A 16,668-nucleotide genomic window follows, 5' to 3' on the forward strand; every position below is an offset into this window, starting at 1 on the left:
AAACTTCATTGTTATAGCAACGCTATGCCAATTGAGATGAGATTTGGTTATATCTTGTATAACTTCAATCGTTTTTTCAGCAGGCATACCATAAAGAAAGTTTTTAACGTGAAGGAATAAAAAACGTGAACTTTCGCAAAAATACTCTAGTACTCACGATGCTTGCAACGGCAGCTCCGATTGCCGCACAAGCAGCTTCTAAACCCAACATGTTGGTTATCATGGGTGATGACATCGGCTACGGTAACATCTCTGCTTACAACCAAGGCATGCTTGGCTACAACACACCAAACATCGACAGAATTGCGCAAGAAGGTGCGCTTTTCACTGCGTACTACGCGCAGCAATCTTGTACTGCGGGTCGTAGTACTTTCATTACTGGTCAAATGCCAATCCGTACCGGTTTGACGAAAGTAGGTCTACCGGGTGCAGAGCAAGGTCTTCAACCGCAAGACATTACAATGGCGACGGCACTTAAAGATATGGGCTACGCGACAGGCCAATTTGGTAAAAACCACCTTGGTGACAAAGATGAAATGTTGCCAACAAACCACGGTTTTGATGAGTTCATGGGTAACCTTTACCACTTGAACGCGGAAGAAGAGCCTGAAAACCCTGATTACCCGAAAGATCCTGCGTTCCGCAAAAACTTTGGCCCGCGTGGCGTAATCCATTCTTATGCCGATGGCAAAATTGAAGACACAGGTCCTTTGACGCGTAAGCGCATGGAAACGGTCGACCAAGAAACGTTAGACGCGGCAATGAACTTTATGGAGCGTCAAGTTAAAGCGAATAAGCCGTTCTTCTTGTGGTACAACGCAACGCGCATGCACATTTGGACGCATGTGAAAGAAGAAAACCGTACAACAGGCTTGGGTGAATACGCAGATGGTATGGTAGAGCACGACAACATGGTTGGTGAGTTGCTAGATAAACTGGATGATCTGAAAGTGGCCGACAACACCATCGTGATTTACACCACCGATAACGGCCCGATGAACGCGACCTGGCCTGATGCAGCATTTGGTCCTTTCCGTGGTGAGAAAAACACAGGCTGGGAAGGTGGCTTCCGCGTACCAGCAATGGTTCGTTGGCCTGGACACATTGCACCAAATACGAAGTTAAACGACATCTTTGCGGGTGAAGACTGGTTCCCAACACTGCTTTCTGCGGCTGGTAACAACACCATCAAGCAAGACTTGCTGAAAGGCTACAAATCATCGTCTGCTGAACGCACATACAAAAACCATTTAGATGGTTACAACCAAATGAATTACTTGATGGGTAAAGACAAAGAATCTGCTCGTGATGAGTTTTTCTACTGGTCAGACGATGGCGACTTGCTGGCAATGCGTGACAAGCGCTTCAAGCTTCACTTCAAGATCCAAGAGCATGAAGGTTGGGATGTTTGGACGAAAGAGTTCACAAACCTACGTATACCAATGATCTTCGACCTTAAAGTTGACCCACTAGAGAAGGGCGACCAAGGCTTCGGTTACGAAACATGGCAGTTCAACCACGTATTCTTGCTTGTTCCTGCTCAAGCGAAAGTAGCGAAAGTTCTGAAATCATTCAAAGAGTTCCCACCACGTCAAGAGATCCCAAGCTTCTCGGTTGATAAAGTGATGGAACAAATGAAGAACCTAAGTAAAGTTCAACAAGCGAAAGGTTAATCCTAAGCGTATTTGAACCCCCAACGGTTCGCAATGATGATCTATCTTGGTTGTCGGCGCGAACCGTTTTTTATTTTATCTATTTCGCAACCCTCTAATCGTTTGTTATCTCTTCCTGCCATTCCTTGCGTTAGCGAACCTTCTCTTATCTAAACGCCTTCAGATCTTTGTTGTCGCCGTGTGAATATGTTCGCGGAAATTATTAAACCCCATTGCCTTTATTCTCATTTTGAATATTCGCAAATCCGGAGGTTGTGAACTATACATTCTGTTGCAGGAAGCACTTTTCTAATACACACAGAGGTTTATATGACAGCGAAATATGGCGTTAAACGCCGATTAGCGATTCTTGCCGCGGCTTTAATTGGTGCGACAAGCAGCAGTATCGCGGCAGAAAAACCTAACATTCTCGTCATCTGGGGTGATGATATTGGCCAGTCCAATCTCAGTGCGTACACCTTTGGCTTGATGGGATACAAAACACCAAACATCGATAGCATCGCGAAAGAGGGCATGATGTTCACTGATTACTACGGTGAACAATCTTGTACTGCGGGTCGCTCCACTTTTATTACCGGCCAGACTGTGCTCAGAACGGGTCTAAGTAAAGTCGGGCTTCCTGGTGCTGACCTAGGTTTGAAAGCGGAAGACGCAACTATTGCGGAAATGCTTAAACCAATGGGTTACATGACTGGTCAGTTTGGTAAAAACCACTTAGGGGACAAAGACGAACATCTTCCTACTAACCACGGCTTCGATGAATTTTTTGGCAACCTTTACCACCTGAACGCTGAGGAAGAACCGGAAAACGTCGATTACCCTAAAGATCCTGAGTTCCGTAAGAAGTTTGGCCCACGCGGTGTGATTCGTTCGTACGCTGACGGCAAAATTGAAGATACAGGGCCTCTGACTCGTAAGCGTATGGAAACTGTAGACGAAGAGACGTTAGATGCGGCACTCGACTTCATGGATCGTGCCGTGAAAGCGGAAAAACCATTCTTCGTTTGGTGGAACGCAACCCGCATGCACTTCCGTACTCACGTGAAGCCAGATAACCAAGGTAAAACCGGCATCAGTACTTATGCTGATGGTATGGTAGAGCACGACAACCATGTTGGTCAGCTACTGAAAAAAGTGGATGACTTAGGCATTAAAGACAACACCATTGTCTTCTACTCAACCGATAATGGCCCACACATGAACTCGTGGCCAGATGCGGGTACAACGCCATTCCGTGGCGAGAAAAATACCAACTGGGAAGGTGCGTACCGTGTTCCTGCAATGGTACGTTGGCCAGGTAAAATTAAAGCGGGTTCTGTCTCGAATGACATCATGCACCACATGGACTGGATGCCTACATTTGTAGCCGCCGCTGGTGATGACAACATCAAAGAGAAACTGCTAAAAGGTTACAGCGCGGGTGATAAGAAATTCAAAGTTCACCTAGATGGTTATAACTTCCTGCCATACCTCACTGGTAAAGAAGAGAAAGCACCGCGTGAAGAGATTTTCTACTTCTCGGACGATGGCGATTTAACTGCGCTTCGTTACAACAAGTGGAAATTGGTCTTCATGGAACAACGTGCAAAAGGTACGTTGCGTATTTGGGCTGAACCATTCACCAAATTACGTGTGCCGAAGATCTTCAACTTGCGCATGGACCCTTATGAAGTTGCGGATGTTACCTCCAACACTTACTACGATTGGATGCTTGATCGCGCCTACATGTTGGTACCAGCACAAACGTACGTTGGTCGATTCCTAGAAACCTTCAAAGAGTTCCCGCCAAGGCAAAAAGCCGCAAGTTTCTCGCTTGATCAAGTGATGGAGAAACTGCAAGAGAACCCGAATAAGTAGGTTTGTTGCACGATCAAAACTCCAAATCGAGAGGCTCTGAGGAGCCTCTTTTTTTGCGCACCGTTTAAGTTTTTCTTAAAACTCATGTAATTACTTGTCCAAAAAGAAAAAGTCATCCTACAGTTGATGAAGAACAAAATTAGAATAACAAGGATCGTTATGACTCAGTGGGCAAGTTGGAAGCAGGCAATAGTGAGCCTTGCTATGCTCGTCAGTTTTTCTCTGTTTGGACAGCAAAACGCCCAAACTCCACCAGAAGTTGTTCAAGCTCAGTTTATTGGTAATGAAACGTGCATCGATTGTCACCAAGTCGAAGTGGAAGCGTGGCAAGGCTCGCACCATGATATGGCGATGCGCCATGCTGATTCAGAATCCGTACTGGGTAACTTCGACAATCAAGCCGTTGAACATCAGGGCAAAGCAAACCGTTTTTATCGCAAAGGCGATGGATATTGGGTCAACATCCAAGGGCCAGATGGACAGTGGCATGATTACAAAATCAGCTATACGTTTGGTTGGGTGCCATTACAACAGTACATGGTGGAATTTGATGATGGACGCATACAACTGATTCCTTTTGCTTGGGATTCGAGAAGTGTGGAACAAGGCGGGCAACGTTGGTTTCATTTATATCCAGGCACGACCACAACCGATGAGTTTTACTGGGCCAATACAGGGCAAAACTGGAACTTCATGTGCGCTGATTGCCACTCAACCAACTTGAAGAAAAACTACGACGCGCAAAGCAATACGTATCAAACAACGTGGTCGGAAATCAACGTCAGCTGCGAAGCGTGTCATGGCCCGGCAAGTCTGCACGTGGAAATGGCGAAACAGGCCAAGGAAAATGGAATGCCAATTGCCACCGCGAATCATTATGGTTTTTCTCGCGATCTTTCAGCCGCAGTCAAAGAGTGGGTCTACAAAGAAGGGCACAGTACGCTTCAGCCAAAAGACATCGTGCCAACCAACCAAGTTCAAACTTGCGCTCAGTGCCACAGTCGACGTACCCAGTTGAATGAAGAAGCGGATCACGTCAAAGGTGCGTTTCTTGATAAGTATCGTCTGAGTTTAATTACCCCTGAGCTCTACTATCACGATGGCCAAATTTACGATGAGGACTATGTCTACGGCTCGTTTTTGCAATCGGCCATGGCAGAGAAAGGCGTAACGTGCACAAATTGTCACGATCCACATACCGCCCAACTTAAAATCCCTGAAGAAGCAGTATGTGCGCAATGCCATGTAGCGTCAGATTATCTGCCAGAAAACCACACCTTTCATCAAGCGAACACCGAAGCATCGAAATGCACAACGTGCCACATGCCGGAGACGACTTATATGCAGGTAGACCCGCGTAGAGACCACAGTTGGCACGTTCCGCGCCCAGATTTAAGCAAGCATATTAATACGCCCAATGTTTGTACTGCTTGTCATGATGATAAAGATGCGAAGTGGGCCGATGAGCAGATTGGTCAATGGTTCCCAAAATCAAAGTATCGCAACACTCAGCACTTTTCGGTCGCATTTTATGCAGACGCGATAGGTCATAGAGGTGGTTCAGATGCCTTGGCTTATACGGCTCAAGATTCTTCCAACAGTGACATCATTCGTGCATCGGCTTTAGAGCGAATGGCAGGCAATACTGGCCAGAATTCGTTGGTTGCGCTTGCTCGCGCCGTGAAACATGAGAACGAGATGATTCGACTGGGTGCTGTTGCTGGCTCGGCAGGGTATGACTTTAGTGACCGTTGGCAGATTCTACAGCCGTTGCTTAGTGATCCAGTGTTGTCGGTGCGAACCGAAGCGGCTGCTGCGCTAGTCAGTCATTATGGGGAAATGAATCCGCTACAAAGAGAGAGCATTCAAAAACCGTTAGATGAATACATGGACATTCAACGCTTTAATGCCGATCGCGGATTTGGGCGAACTAACTTAGCCAATGTATATCGCAGTTTGGGAGAGGCTAATAAAGCGATCGAACTGTATCAACAAGCTATCGACATCGAACCTTATTTCGAAAATAGCTACGTCAATTTAGCGGACATGTATCGCCGACAAGGTGATGAAGCCAAAGCTTTACAAATTCTGCATGCGGGAATGAAAGCACAACCGAAATCAAGTTCGCTGCCTTATAGTGCGGGGCTTGCGCTGTTAAGACAAGGCAACAGCAAACAAGCTAAACAGTATTTAAAACAGGCTGCAGAAACCGCGAAAGATAACGCTCAGTATTGGTATGTGTACGGTTTAGCGTTGGAGAAATCCGACGTATTAGAAGCGAGTCAGGCGTTAAACAAGGCGTTTGAAGTTGGTGGCGACCCACGGCATCTTTATGCCCAGTGCGAAGTGTTGGCGAGAAACTATCGACAAGGCGGCGTTGCATTTGCCTTTGAACAGTGCACCAAGCAGCTTGGTGCACATGCTCCTGAGGAAGTTATTCAACAGCTCAAAGCGACCGTGACTACAAAGAAATAGGTTCGTAATGCGCGGCTGCTAGGTGCGTTTTGATTCTCTCTCGCAATGCAATATGAGCAGGGTTGTTTAACTCACGTTTATGGTAGACGAACTTGTAAGGGATAGTGCATATAGAAATGGGGCAAGGCAGAACTTGAAGCTTAAGGGCTTTGCTCCATTTGTTCGCAAAAGATTGAGACACTAGACCTAAACAATCGCGTTGTGCGACGTACAACGCCATACCAGCAAGCGAAGATGTGACGAGATCCACTTTTCTTTCCAAAATGGTTTCTTGAGCGAGTTGCTCAAAACCCGACATGTTGTTCCATTTGCCTGAAAACAAACAGTGAGTTTCATCATAAAATTGTTCTTTGCTCAAAGTGCCTTGGATTCGAGGGTGTTGCTCTCGACAAATAATGACGGCCTTTTCTTCGTACGCCTCCTCCATAACAAACGCCGCATCTTTTGTGACCACTGTGTCAATTACAAGATCTACTTTTTGTTGTCTTAAAAGCTCAAACAAGATGTATTTTTCGGGAGGTGACTCGTAAAAAATGGCATTTTTTATCGGGCTCATAATGTGCAGTAGAATCTCTGAACAGCACACCTCAAAGTGCTTCTTCTCCGTGATAGCATTATCAATAATACTCACCGCTTGCTCAAACTGAGGCAATAGTTGATACGCCGCGGATGTCAGCGTAATTCCCCGTCCTTTTTTCACAAATAATTGCTTATCTACGACTTGCTCTAAACGCTTTATTGCAGCGCTCACAGCAGGTTGCGTAAGCCCCAATTGTTCCGCGGCTTTTGTATAAGATTGGAACTCCGCGACAACAAGAAAAGTTTGGATCAAATTCAAGTCCATAACGTTACTCATAAATTTAATTTATAGGTTAACTAATTTTGACTGCATTTATCGCCTGAAATTAGTGCTTTATCTTATATCAACAATGGTATTGAAAAGCGAATACCATTTTTTACGCACTAGCGAACTCTTGGAGATAATATGAAAAATGCGACCAAAACGAGCAGTAAAAAACTCGTACTTAACGCATGTACGTTAGCATTAGGCGCTGCATCTGCAGTTGCACACGCAGCGGACAAACCCAACATTCTTGTCATCTTTGGTGATGATGTTGGTTACTGGAACCTTAGTACCTACAACCAAGGCATGATGGCGTACAACACGCCAAACATCGATAGCATTGCTAAAGAAGGTGCGAAGTTCACTAACTTCTACGCACAGCAAAGTTCGACAGCAGGCCGTTCTGCATTCATCACTGGTCAAATGCCAAAACGTACTGGTCTATCAAAAGTGGGCTTACCAGGCGCTCCGGAAGGTATCTCGGAAAAAGATCCAACGATTGCAACCATGCTTAAGCAAATGGGTTACGCAACCGGACAATTTGGTAAGAACCATTTAGGTGACCGAGACGAACACCTTCCTACCAACCACGGTTTTGATGAGTTCTTCGGCAACCTATACCACTTGAACGCGGAAGAAGAGCCAGAGAACGTGGATTACCCTAAAGATCCAGAGTTCAAGAAAAAATTTGGCCCTCGCGGCGTTATCCATTCTTACGCTGACGGCAAAATTGAAGATACCGGCCCTCTAACTCGCAAACGTATGGAAACAGTAGACGGTGAGTTCCTAGAAGCGGCTGAAACGTTTATCGATAAGCAAGTTAAGGCAGACAAGCCATTCTTCGTTTGGTTTAACACCACTCGCATGCACAACTTCACGCACGTTCCTGAAGAGTACCAAGGTAAAACCGGTGCTGGTTTCTACGCTGACGGTGTGAAACAGCACGATGACCAAATCGGCGAACTACTGAAAAAAGTGAAAGATCTTGGTGTTGATGACAACACTATCATCGTTTACACCACAGATAACGGCCCGATGGTTGACCTATGGCCAGACGCAGGTATGACGCCATTCCGTAGTGAGAAGAATACAGGTTGGGAAGGCAGCTTCCGTGTTCCTGCTCTTATCAAATGGCCTGGTCACATCAAAGCTGGCGAAACCTTTAATGGCATGATGTCTCTTGAAGACTTCTTCCCAACATTGGTTGCAGCAGCAGGTGACACTAAAGTTAAAGACGAGCTACTGAAAGGTAAGAAAGTTGGCAAGATGAACTACAAAGTTCACCTAGATGGTTACAACCAATTGCCATACATCACAGGTAAGTCAGACAAGTCTGCTCGTAACGAATTCGTTTACTGGAGTGATGACGGTGACTTGGTTGCGTTACGTTACGGTAAGTACAAATACCACTTCATGATCCAAGAAAATGAAACGGGTATGGATGTATGGCGTAAACCATTCACTAAACTTCGTGTTCCATTGATCTTCGATTTGAGCATCGACCCATTCGAACGTGGTGACCAAGGTATGGGTTACTCTCGTTGGATGTACGAGCGTTCATTCCTAATGATGCCAGCGGTAGAGAAAGTGAAAGAGGTAATGGGTACGTTTAAAGAGTTCCCACCTCGCATGGAAGCAGGTTCATTCGTACCTAAGTCTTCTAAGTAATAAAGTACATCGATAATCCATAGCGCTCTTCGGAGCGCTATATACCCAAATAGCTTCCCGTTTACTGCACTACGCTTACGAGGTTATTTGGGTATATTTAATAGTGAGAAACGTATGAGTAAGATTTCCCCTCGCCATTCTACTACCATGCCTATTGTTCCTCTTAAAACGGCTTCTAAAGCACCGGTTTCGGGCGCGTATGACCGTCGATTCCATGTGATGGCAAAGCCGGGCGGAGCAAAATGCAACATCGATTGTCAGTACTGCTTTTATCTGCATAAAGAAAATCTACTGCACCAAGAAAAGCAGCCAAAAATGGACGACGCAACATTGGAAGCGTTCGTGAAAAGCTACATCGAAAGTCAGGATGGCGAAGAAATTGTATTCTCATGGCAGGGTGGGGAGCCAACGCTGCTTGGGTTGGACTATTTCCGCAATGTCGTAGCTCTGCAAAAGAAACATCAGCCGAAAGGTGTTCGCATTGAAAACGACCTTCAGACCAACGGCATTTTGCTAAACGATGAGTGGTGTGCGTTTTTAAAAGAGCACAACTTCCTAGTTGGCTTGTCGATTGATGGGCCACGAGAGCTACACGACAAATATCGCAAAACCCGCAGCGGTAAGCCGACGTTTGATCTGGTGATGAAAGCGGTAGATAAGCTCCAAGCGCATGGCGTGAAATTCAACGCGTTGGTGACGGTGAATCGACACAATGCGAAATACCCGCTCGAAGTGTATCGATTTTTAACCCAAGAATTGGGTGTGACATACATTCAGTTTGCACCGGTGGTTGAAGCGAACGACTTCCAAACAACCGCACCGCAGTTTTGGAACGAACAGATGATCCCAACCAAAGGCAGTGATCTGGCGAAACCGGGTCATCCAATGTCTGTTGTGACGGATTGGTCGGTCGACCCTGAAGACTGGGGACGCTTTTTAATGGCGACCTTTGAAGAGTGGGTGAATAACGATCTTGGCCGTGTACTGGTTAACCTGTTTGAAACCGCGGTAGCGCAAGTAATGGGGAAACCGTCTCAGCTTTGCGTGACAGCTGAGTTTTGTGGCAAAGGCTTGGCGATTGAGCACAATGGCGACGTGTTCAGTTGCGACCACTATGTGTACCCAGAATACAAACTCGCCAACATTCATGAACACTCATTGAATGACATGGCCTTCTCTACACGACAATACACCTTTGGCATGGCAAAACGCGAATCTTTGCCGACGTATTGTAAACAGTGTCCCTACTTGCCTTATTGCTGGGGCGAGTGTCCGAAAAACCGTCTGATCAAAACGCCGAATGGCGAGGCTGGACTAAACTATCTGTGTTCGGGAATCAAAATGTTCTTTGATTACGCGTTACCGATGTTGGTTGGTCTTGCACAGCTTCTCCAATCTGAAGAACCGCAAAGATAACATAGTGAATATAACCTTAAGTTATTTCATTTGTTCTTATACTTAACTATTGAAAAGACGGCTTAAACCACTGAAAAGGTACCCTATGAACCACGCACAACAAGCGATAAAAGAACTCATCGAACAAACAGAAAAAAGCGTCATTGGACAAAGCCACGTGGTTCGAGCTTTAGTCATCGGGTTATTAACGAACGGGCACATTCTTCTAGAAGGTTTGCCGGGAACGGCAAAAACACGTTCTGTAAAATCGTTGGCGAACTTGTTAAACACCAGTTTTGGTCGAATTCAGTTTACGCCAGATCTTTTGCCATCGGACGTGACGGGAACCGAGGTTTATCAAGAGTTGGATGGCAAGCCGCAACTTCATTTTCAACCAGGGCCAATTTTTAACAGCATAGTGCTTGCCGATGAGGTCAACCGTGCGCCAGCCAAAGTACAAGCCGCACTGCTTGAAGCCATGGCCGAAGGCACAATCACGGTAGGCGATAAAACTCACGTATTGCCAGACTTGTTTATGGTGCTTGCAACGCAAAACCCAGTAGAACAAGAGGGCACGTACCCGCTGCCAGAAGCGCAAATGGACCGTTTTATCATGAAGGTTACCGTCGATTACCCAGAAGACGACGCTGAACGTGACATCATTCGTTTGGTGCGCAGTGAAGAATTAGGTGCGGAAACCAGCAGCGAAATTATTACGCCAAAACACATCGAGCCAGACGTGGTGCTAGAAGCGCGCCGTCAGTTACCAAACATCGTGGTATCAGACCTAGTGGAGAACTACATTGTCGCGTTAGTGATGGCGACTCGTAAGCCAGAGCGTTATGCCGATTCAAACTTAGCAAAATGGATTGAGATTGGCTCTAGTCCTCGTGCTTCCATCGCACTAGACAAATGCGCTCGTGCGTATGCGTGGATGCAAGGACGTGACCATGTCACTCCTGATGATGTGCGAGCCATGGTTCCGTCTGTACTGGGCCACCGTTTTTCTTTGACCTACGATGCACTAGCAGACGGAGTCGATCACCAACGCGTCGTGCAAGAGCTGCTAGATTGTGTAGAAATTGGGTAAGCGGGAGGCATTATGGCTAAGCCAACTCTTGCGCCCAAATCACAGGGGATGGATCCCCGTTTGTACTGCGATTACGCTCGCTTAGTACGTCTGCAAGCACAAGCAGAATCATTCAGTTTACTTCCTCATCTAAAAGCGGGCAGCGTACTCTCAGGCCGCCACAATTCGCTGTTTCGCGGTCGTGGATTGAACTTCGAAGAGCTGCGCCATTATCAATTGGGTGACGACATTCGTAACCTGGATTGGAAAGTCACGATGCGCACAGGCAAACCGCACGTGCGAAGCTACACCGAAGAAAAAGATCGCAACGTGATCGTGTGTGTCGACCAGCGCAGCGCAATGTTTTTTGCTTCGACGCAAGTCATGAAATCGGTTGTCGCGGCAGAAATCGCGGCCATGTGCGGGTGGCGTGTGTTAAAAGATGGCGACCGAATTGGTTTTGTCATTGCATCCCAACAGGCGTTGTTTCACAGCAAGGCGCAGCGTTCGCAAAACGATCTTCTGGCTCAACTTAAGCGTCTCGCTAAAGCCAATCAATCGCTCAATGTGGACTCCCGCAACTCCGAAAAAGTGACGTTCAGTCAATGGATTGAGCTCATTAAACGCATGAAGCTCAAACAATCCACTTTGATTTTTATCAGCGACTGGAGCGACTGCGAGGAGCACCATCTTGACCACCTTAAACAGCTACAACAGCACAACGATGTTCTCGCCGTGATGGTCAGTGACCCATTAGAACAAGCGCTACCAGACGATTTGGCAAAATCGAAATGGGTGGTTGGTGATGGGCAGTATCAACTCAATTTAGACAGCCAAGCAAAGGTAGAGGCCGCGAGCGCAAAGCTTGAGGCTCGAACTAGCTTACAGCGTCAATCACTCTCTCAACTTATGGCGATGAAACACCTTCCGCACATCGAACTCGATACGACAGGCGAGCACATTAAACAATTTCAAAAACTGGTAGGAGGGCGTTAAATGAGTGGTCTTCCTACGCCTCCGAGTACCTACATACTCAGAGAGCTACATGATGTGGCCGTGCCACCAAGCGTGAGTTGGTATCCGCAAACTATTGGCTGGAAGATTTTAGCGGCGGTTGCGCTCATTGCATTGGTGTATGTCGCGTATCGTTTGGCTCAACAGTGGTGGTGTAACCGCTACCGACAAGAAGCTCTGCTGGCGATTTCGCAAATCAAACCGAGCGACAAAGGCATGCCTAAAGCATTGTTCTCTGTGCTTAAAGTTGTGTTGATTCATGTTGATAGCCGTAACGCGAAATTGTTTGATACCGCCTTTTTGCGAAAGCTCGATGCGCTATATCCGCAAACCGGAGATTCTCAAGCAAACTCGCAAGTGGTCTTTAACGATGAGCTTTCAAAGCGCTGGCTACAAAGTATTGTTGACCCAAGCGTTATGCTAACCAACGAAGAGCGAGTAACGCTTATTGCTCGTGCGAAAAACTGGGTGGGTGAACACCGCTGTGATGCTCAAAAAAGCGCGGCAAAGAAATATCCATTATTGAAACGCAAAGCAAATCAGGGAGGTCAACATGAATGATCTTCTTGCATCGCTAACTGGTTTGTCTGGTTTTGAATTTGCTCACCCAATGTGGTTTCTGATTTTGCCGCTGCCATTGGTGGTGTACTACTTGGTGCCTGCATATCGCACTAAGCAAATGGCGATCAAAGTGCCGTTTTTTAGTCAGTTGGTGGAAGCGATTGGCGAGACGCCGTCAGAAGGTGCAAGCCAGTTAACCCCAAGCTGGTGGCAACGAGCAACGTTAATTCTCTCATGGCTTTTGGTGGTGTGTGCGATGGCAAAACCCACCGTGTTAGGCGAGCCTCAAGTTCGCGAGAGTTTAGGGCGCGATGTTATGGTGGTGGTGGATCTTTCGGGTTCCATGGCTGAGCCTGATTTCACCTCTCGTACAGGTGAAAAAATTTCTCGCCTTGATGCGGCAAAAGAAGTGCTGACGGAGTTTGTTCAGTCTCGTAAAGGTGACCGATTAGGCTTGGTACTTTTTGGTGATGCCGCTTTTGTACAAACGCCATTTACCGCAGACCAAAAAGTGTGGCTCGAACTGCTTAACCAAACCGATGTGGCGATGGCAGGGCAGAGTACCCATCTTGGTGATGCGATTGGCTTAGCGATTAAAGTTTTTGAGCAAAGCGATAAGTCGCGTGGTGCTTTAGAACAAGATCAAAACCGTGAAAAAGTCGCGATTGTATTAACCGATGGTAACGACACGGGCAGCTTTGTCGAACCGATTGATGCGGCGAAAGTTGCGAAAGCCAAAGGCGTGCGAGTGCACGTGATTGCGATGGGTGATCCGGAAACGATAGGTGAAACCGCGTTGGATATGGACACGATTCATCGCATTGCAAAAGAATCCGGCGGTGAAGCGTTTGAAGCACTCAACCGTGATGAACTGTCGGCTGCCTACGACGAGATTGGCAAACTGGAACCTCAACTTTACGAAAGCACCACATACCGCCCAAAACAAAGTCTTCACCATTACTTGATGGCGTTAGTGGTCATCATGCATTTACTCGCGTTCAGCGTCGCGACACTCAAAAGAAGGGCTGCAACACGATCATCATTAGGAGAGAGCGATGTTTGATTCTCTTAGTTGGACGCAATTCTTTACGCAGTTTCATTTTATTCGACCGTTGTGGTTACTTGCTTTGATCCCCATGTTTTTCTTGGTGTGGTTGCGCTGGCGAGAAGAAAGCAAACCAAGCTGGAAGGATATTCTGCCCGAACATTTACGCAATGCTTTGACGATAGGCGAGCGAGGTTGGCGCAAGCAACTGCCGCTTAAGCTCTTGATGCTGATTGTGCTAATCGCCATTGTGATTTGTGCAGGCCCAACATGGCAACGTGAATCTTCTCCCTTTGGTGAAGATAAAGCCTCTCTGCTTGTGGTGCTTGATAATAGCGACTCGATGCTGCAAAAAGATCTCCCACCAAGCCGCCTTGAGCGTTCCAAACAGAAAATACGCGATTTGTTAGTTGCGCGAAAAGGCGGAAAAACGGGTTTAGTCGTGTTTGCGGGCAGTGCTCATGTGGCGATGCCTGTGACTCAAGACAGCAAAGTATTTGACCCATTCTTGGCGGCCATTACGCCAGAAATCATGCCCGTGCAAGGTAAGCTTGCTGAAAAAGCCTTGCCGTTAATTGATCAACAATTGCGAGGTCAACCAGGCTCCACCGTTTTGTTGGTGAGCGATGGCGTGAACCCGGCCACGATTAAGCAATACCAAGCGTATTTTGCAGGTAAACCTTATCAACTGTTAATTCTTGCTGCGGGGAATACAGACATCGTGAGTAATAACCCGATGGATTTGGATTCTCTGCAAAAACTGGCCAGTCAGACCAACGGTCGATTGGTGGAAGTGACGGTCGATAACAGTGATATCGAACAACTGAATCGATACGTTGAGCGCAATATGCAGCTTAATGGCGAATCTTCAATGCCTTGGAAAGACATGGGTTATCAACTGCTGTTCCCAATCGCGTTGATCATGATGCTGTGGTTTAGAAAAGGGTGGTTAGTGCAGTGGTGCGTGATCGTAATGGTGAGCGGTACACTGTTGATGCCGACCAGTGCAATGGCGGAGAACATTTCTGTGAAAGCCGAGCAGCCACAAGTTGTGCAAAAAGTGAAGACCTTCGACAAGGTGGCGCAATGGTGGTGGGATTTGTGGCTGACGCCAGACCAACAAGGACAGCGTTTGTTCAACCAACAAGCGTATTTAGAAGCTGCAAAACACTTTGTCGATCCATTACGTAAAGGCACGGCGTACTACTACGCTAGCGAGTTTGAGCTCGCGCACAGTGCGTTTTTGGAAATGCAAAACGACCCGTCCGAAGAGCTTAGAGATTACGGTCTTTACAATGCGGCGAGCGCATTGGCACGTCAGCGAGAATATTTGGCTGCTCGTGACTTGTTAAAATCCCTAGCCAGTAAGCCAACGTTGAGCGAGTCGTTAAGACCTGATGTTGAGCACAACTTGAAAGTGATTGCTGGCATCGTCGATGAGATAAATCAGATGAGTGAAAGTCAAGCCGGAACAGAGCAAGAGGCGTCAACCGAGCTAGGCGACAACCCTCAAACCGCAGAAGGAGCGGATGAACAAACGTCAGCGGAGTTGATGATTAAAGAGACGTTAAGCGCAGACGACATCTTAAGTAGCCAAGAATTAGCCGACAAGTGGCTAAAGCGAGTCGAAGCGGATCCGAAGTATTTCTTACGCGCTAAATTTCAAATTCAATTACGCTCGCCAACAACGGGTAGCTCAAATACGACAACGGAAAACAATACAGAGGAGGCGGCCCAATGATGATGAATGTCCATCGCGTTACCTCTTTTGCACTTCCTGCAAGGATAGTGGCATGGTTAGTGGTTTGTTTGAGTCTGTTCGTAAGTCGTCACGTTTTCGCTCAGGATATTTACGATCTTCAACGCAATCATGGTGTTGAGTTGCAAGCGTGGGTTGGTCAACAACCAACGGCTGGAGAAAAGCGTAAAACGCCAAGTTTTAGTGTCAACGAGCAAGTCATTTTAACCATCGAAGTGGCAACGCCGCGCTGGTTTACGGGTGGGACGCGAATTGGCAGTATTGAAATGCCCAATGTTATCGCCAAACAGCGTAATCAGTTAGCCACTAACTTCACTGAGCACAAGGGCGGACAAACTTGGTCGCGTCAACGCTGGGAAGTGACTTTGTATCCACAAGCATCTGGTGATTTTGTGATTCCACCTGTCGCTGTGGGCGTTCAGGTGTCGGCGCCGGACGGCGAGAAGGTGTCAGGCACACTTTACACGCAGCCGATTAAGTTCAAAACTGTCTTGCCATCGGGATTGTTGAGCGGTGACACGCCTTGGTTTTCTGCAACGCACGTAGACGTAAAACAAGAGTGGGAAACCTCCACTGAGTCACTCAAAGTTGGGGATGCAATCACGCGTAAAATCACCATTTCAGCTCAAGATTCGCTATCTGTGTTGCTACCAGACTTGTTGAAAGGAGAATCAACAACCCGTTACCAAGCGTATCCTCAACCGCACCGTCTTACAGATACGCAAACACGTGGTGATTACCAGTCAACACGCACAGAAGAGAGCGTGTACGTGATTCAACAAGGTGGTGAATTAACCCTGCCAGATTATGAGTTCCGTTGGTGGAACAGTAAGACTCAGCAAGTGGAAACGGTGGTGTTAGAGGGCAAAACATTTGCCGCGAAGCACACGTTGAAATCCTTCATCAAAACGTATTTTGCATGGATTGTTTCCACGCTTGTATTGTTGGGTTTTGTGACTGTTTCATTGGTAGCCATTAAACGTTACTACCGCAACAGACCGACACCAGCATGGTTGACGTTCCACCGTTTGTTAAAGGCTAAACGTTGGTCTGAAGCAAGGACCGTATTGTACAAACAATTGCGTTTAAATACGGCAGAGCTGGAAATGACCAAAGTCGATTCGAGTGAATCGTGGCAAAAAAGTGCGTCGCGAATGCAAAATGGTGAAAATAGCGCTCATTTAATGAAGTCGATGTGGCGCAAGATCCAGACCAAACAACAACGTTTTAAATTCCGTATTCCGCGAGCGTTACCAGAACTGGACAAAGTCATTGGAAGAGATGGCAATGAATAAAATGGGGCGCTAA

12 protein-coding genes are annotated in these 16,668 nt (G+C 46.9%); 11 read left to right on the plus strand and 1 reads right to left on the minus strand.

The genetic code is table 11. The features are described from left to right. The first annotated feature begins 158 nt into the window (after window positions 1-158). The 3 genes from BIW15_RS10645 (at window position 159) to BIW15_RS10655 (ending at window position 6,005) form a co-directional block, all read left to right on the plus strand. On the plus strand, window positions 159-1,673 hold the full coding sequence (locus BIW15_RS10645; protein WP_242420158.1) for an arylsulfatase: 1,515 nt from the start codon (window positions 159-161) through the stop codon (window positions 1,671-1,673). Window positions 1,674-1,982: 309 nt separating this feature from the next. Further along, entirely contained in the window at window positions 1,983-3,530 is a 1,548-nt protein-coding gene (locus tag BIW15_RS10650; protein WP_025610029.1) for an arylsulfatase, read from the plus strand. A gap of 159 nt (window positions 3,531-3,689) precedes the next feature. Then, entirely contained in the window at window positions 3,690-6,005 is a 2,316-nt protein-coding gene (locus BIW15_RS10655; protein WP_077280977.1) for a tetratricopeptide repeat protein, read from the plus strand. Here the strand turns inward: BIW15_RS10655 and BIW15_RS10660 are convergent. Then, entirely contained in the window at window positions 5,992-6,849 is an 858-nt protein-coding gene (locus BIW15_RS10660) for a LysR family transcriptional regulator (RefSeq protein WP_005454101.1), read from the minus strand. The two genes, BIW15_RS10655 and BIW15_RS10660, sit on opposite strands and share 14 nt — an antisense overlap. Window positions 6,850-6,990: 141 nt before the next feature. On the opposite strand from BIW15_RS10660, the gene BIW15_RS10665 reads away from it, so the two are divergent. From BIW15_RS10665 to BIW15_RS10700, 8 genes are all read left to right on the plus strand, one after another. Next, window positions 6,991-8,517, plus strand: coding sequence for an arylsulfatase (locus BIW15_RS10665; RefSeq protein ID WP_005454209.1), 1,527 nt, complete (start codon window positions 6,991-6,993; stop codon window positions 8,515-8,517). Window positions 8,518-8,631: 114 nt separating this feature from the next. After that, entirely contained in the window at window positions 8,632-9,933 is a 1,302-nt protein-coding gene (locus BIW15_RS10670) for an anaerobic sulfatase maturase (protein WP_025499466.1), read from the plus strand. Window positions 9,934-10,018: 85 nt separating this feature from the next. Continuing rightward, on the plus strand, window positions 10,019-11,002 hold the full coding sequence (locus BIW15_RS10675; RefSeq protein WP_005376549.1) for a MoxR family ATPase: 984 nt from the start codon (window positions 10,019-10,021) through the stop codon (window positions 11,000-11,002). Window positions 11,003-11,014: 12 nt separating this feature from the next. After that, window positions 11,015-11,977, plus strand: coding sequence for a DUF58 domain-containing protein (locus tag BIW15_RS10680; protein ID WP_005486539.1), 963 nt, complete (start codon window positions 11,015-11,017; stop codon window positions 11,975-11,977). Next, on the plus strand, window positions 11,978-12,556 hold the full coding sequence (locus tag BIW15_RS10685; RefSeq protein WP_077280978.1) for a DUF4381 domain-containing protein: 579 nt from the start codon (window positions 11,978-11,980) through the stop codon (window positions 12,554-12,556). Beyond that, window positions 12,549-13,619 carry a VWA domain-containing protein gene (locus BIW15_RS10690; protein WP_005477545.1) on the plus strand — a complete coding sequence of 357 codons (1,071 nt, stop codon included), beginning with the start codon at window positions 12,549-12,551 and terminating at the stop codon, window positions 13,617-13,619. Before BIW15_RS10685 ends, BIW15_RS10690 begins: the two co-directional genes overlap by 8 nt. Then, window positions 13,612-15,342: a VWA domain-containing protein gene (locus BIW15_RS10695; protein ID WP_077280979.1), complete on the plus strand. Its 1,731-nt coding sequence runs from the start codon at window positions 13,612-13,614 to the stop codon at window positions 15,340-15,342. The genes BIW15_RS10690 and BIW15_RS10695 overlap by 8 nt, the downstream gene beginning before the upstream one ends. Next, window positions 15,339-16,655 carry a BatD family protein gene (locus BIW15_RS10700; protein ID WP_077280980.1) on the plus strand — a complete coding sequence of 439 codons (1,317 nt, stop codon included), beginning with the start codon at window positions 15,339-15,341 and terminating at the stop codon, window positions 16,653-16,655. Before BIW15_RS10695 ends, BIW15_RS10700 begins: the two co-directional genes overlap by 4 nt. Window positions 16,656-16,668: the final 13 nt, after the last annotated feature.

It is taken from the genome of Vibrio sp. SALL6 (genome assembly GCF_002002385.1).
GTDB lineage: Bacteria > Pseudomonadota > Gammaproteobacteria > Enterobacterales > Vibrionaceae > Vibrio > Vibrio parahaemolyticus.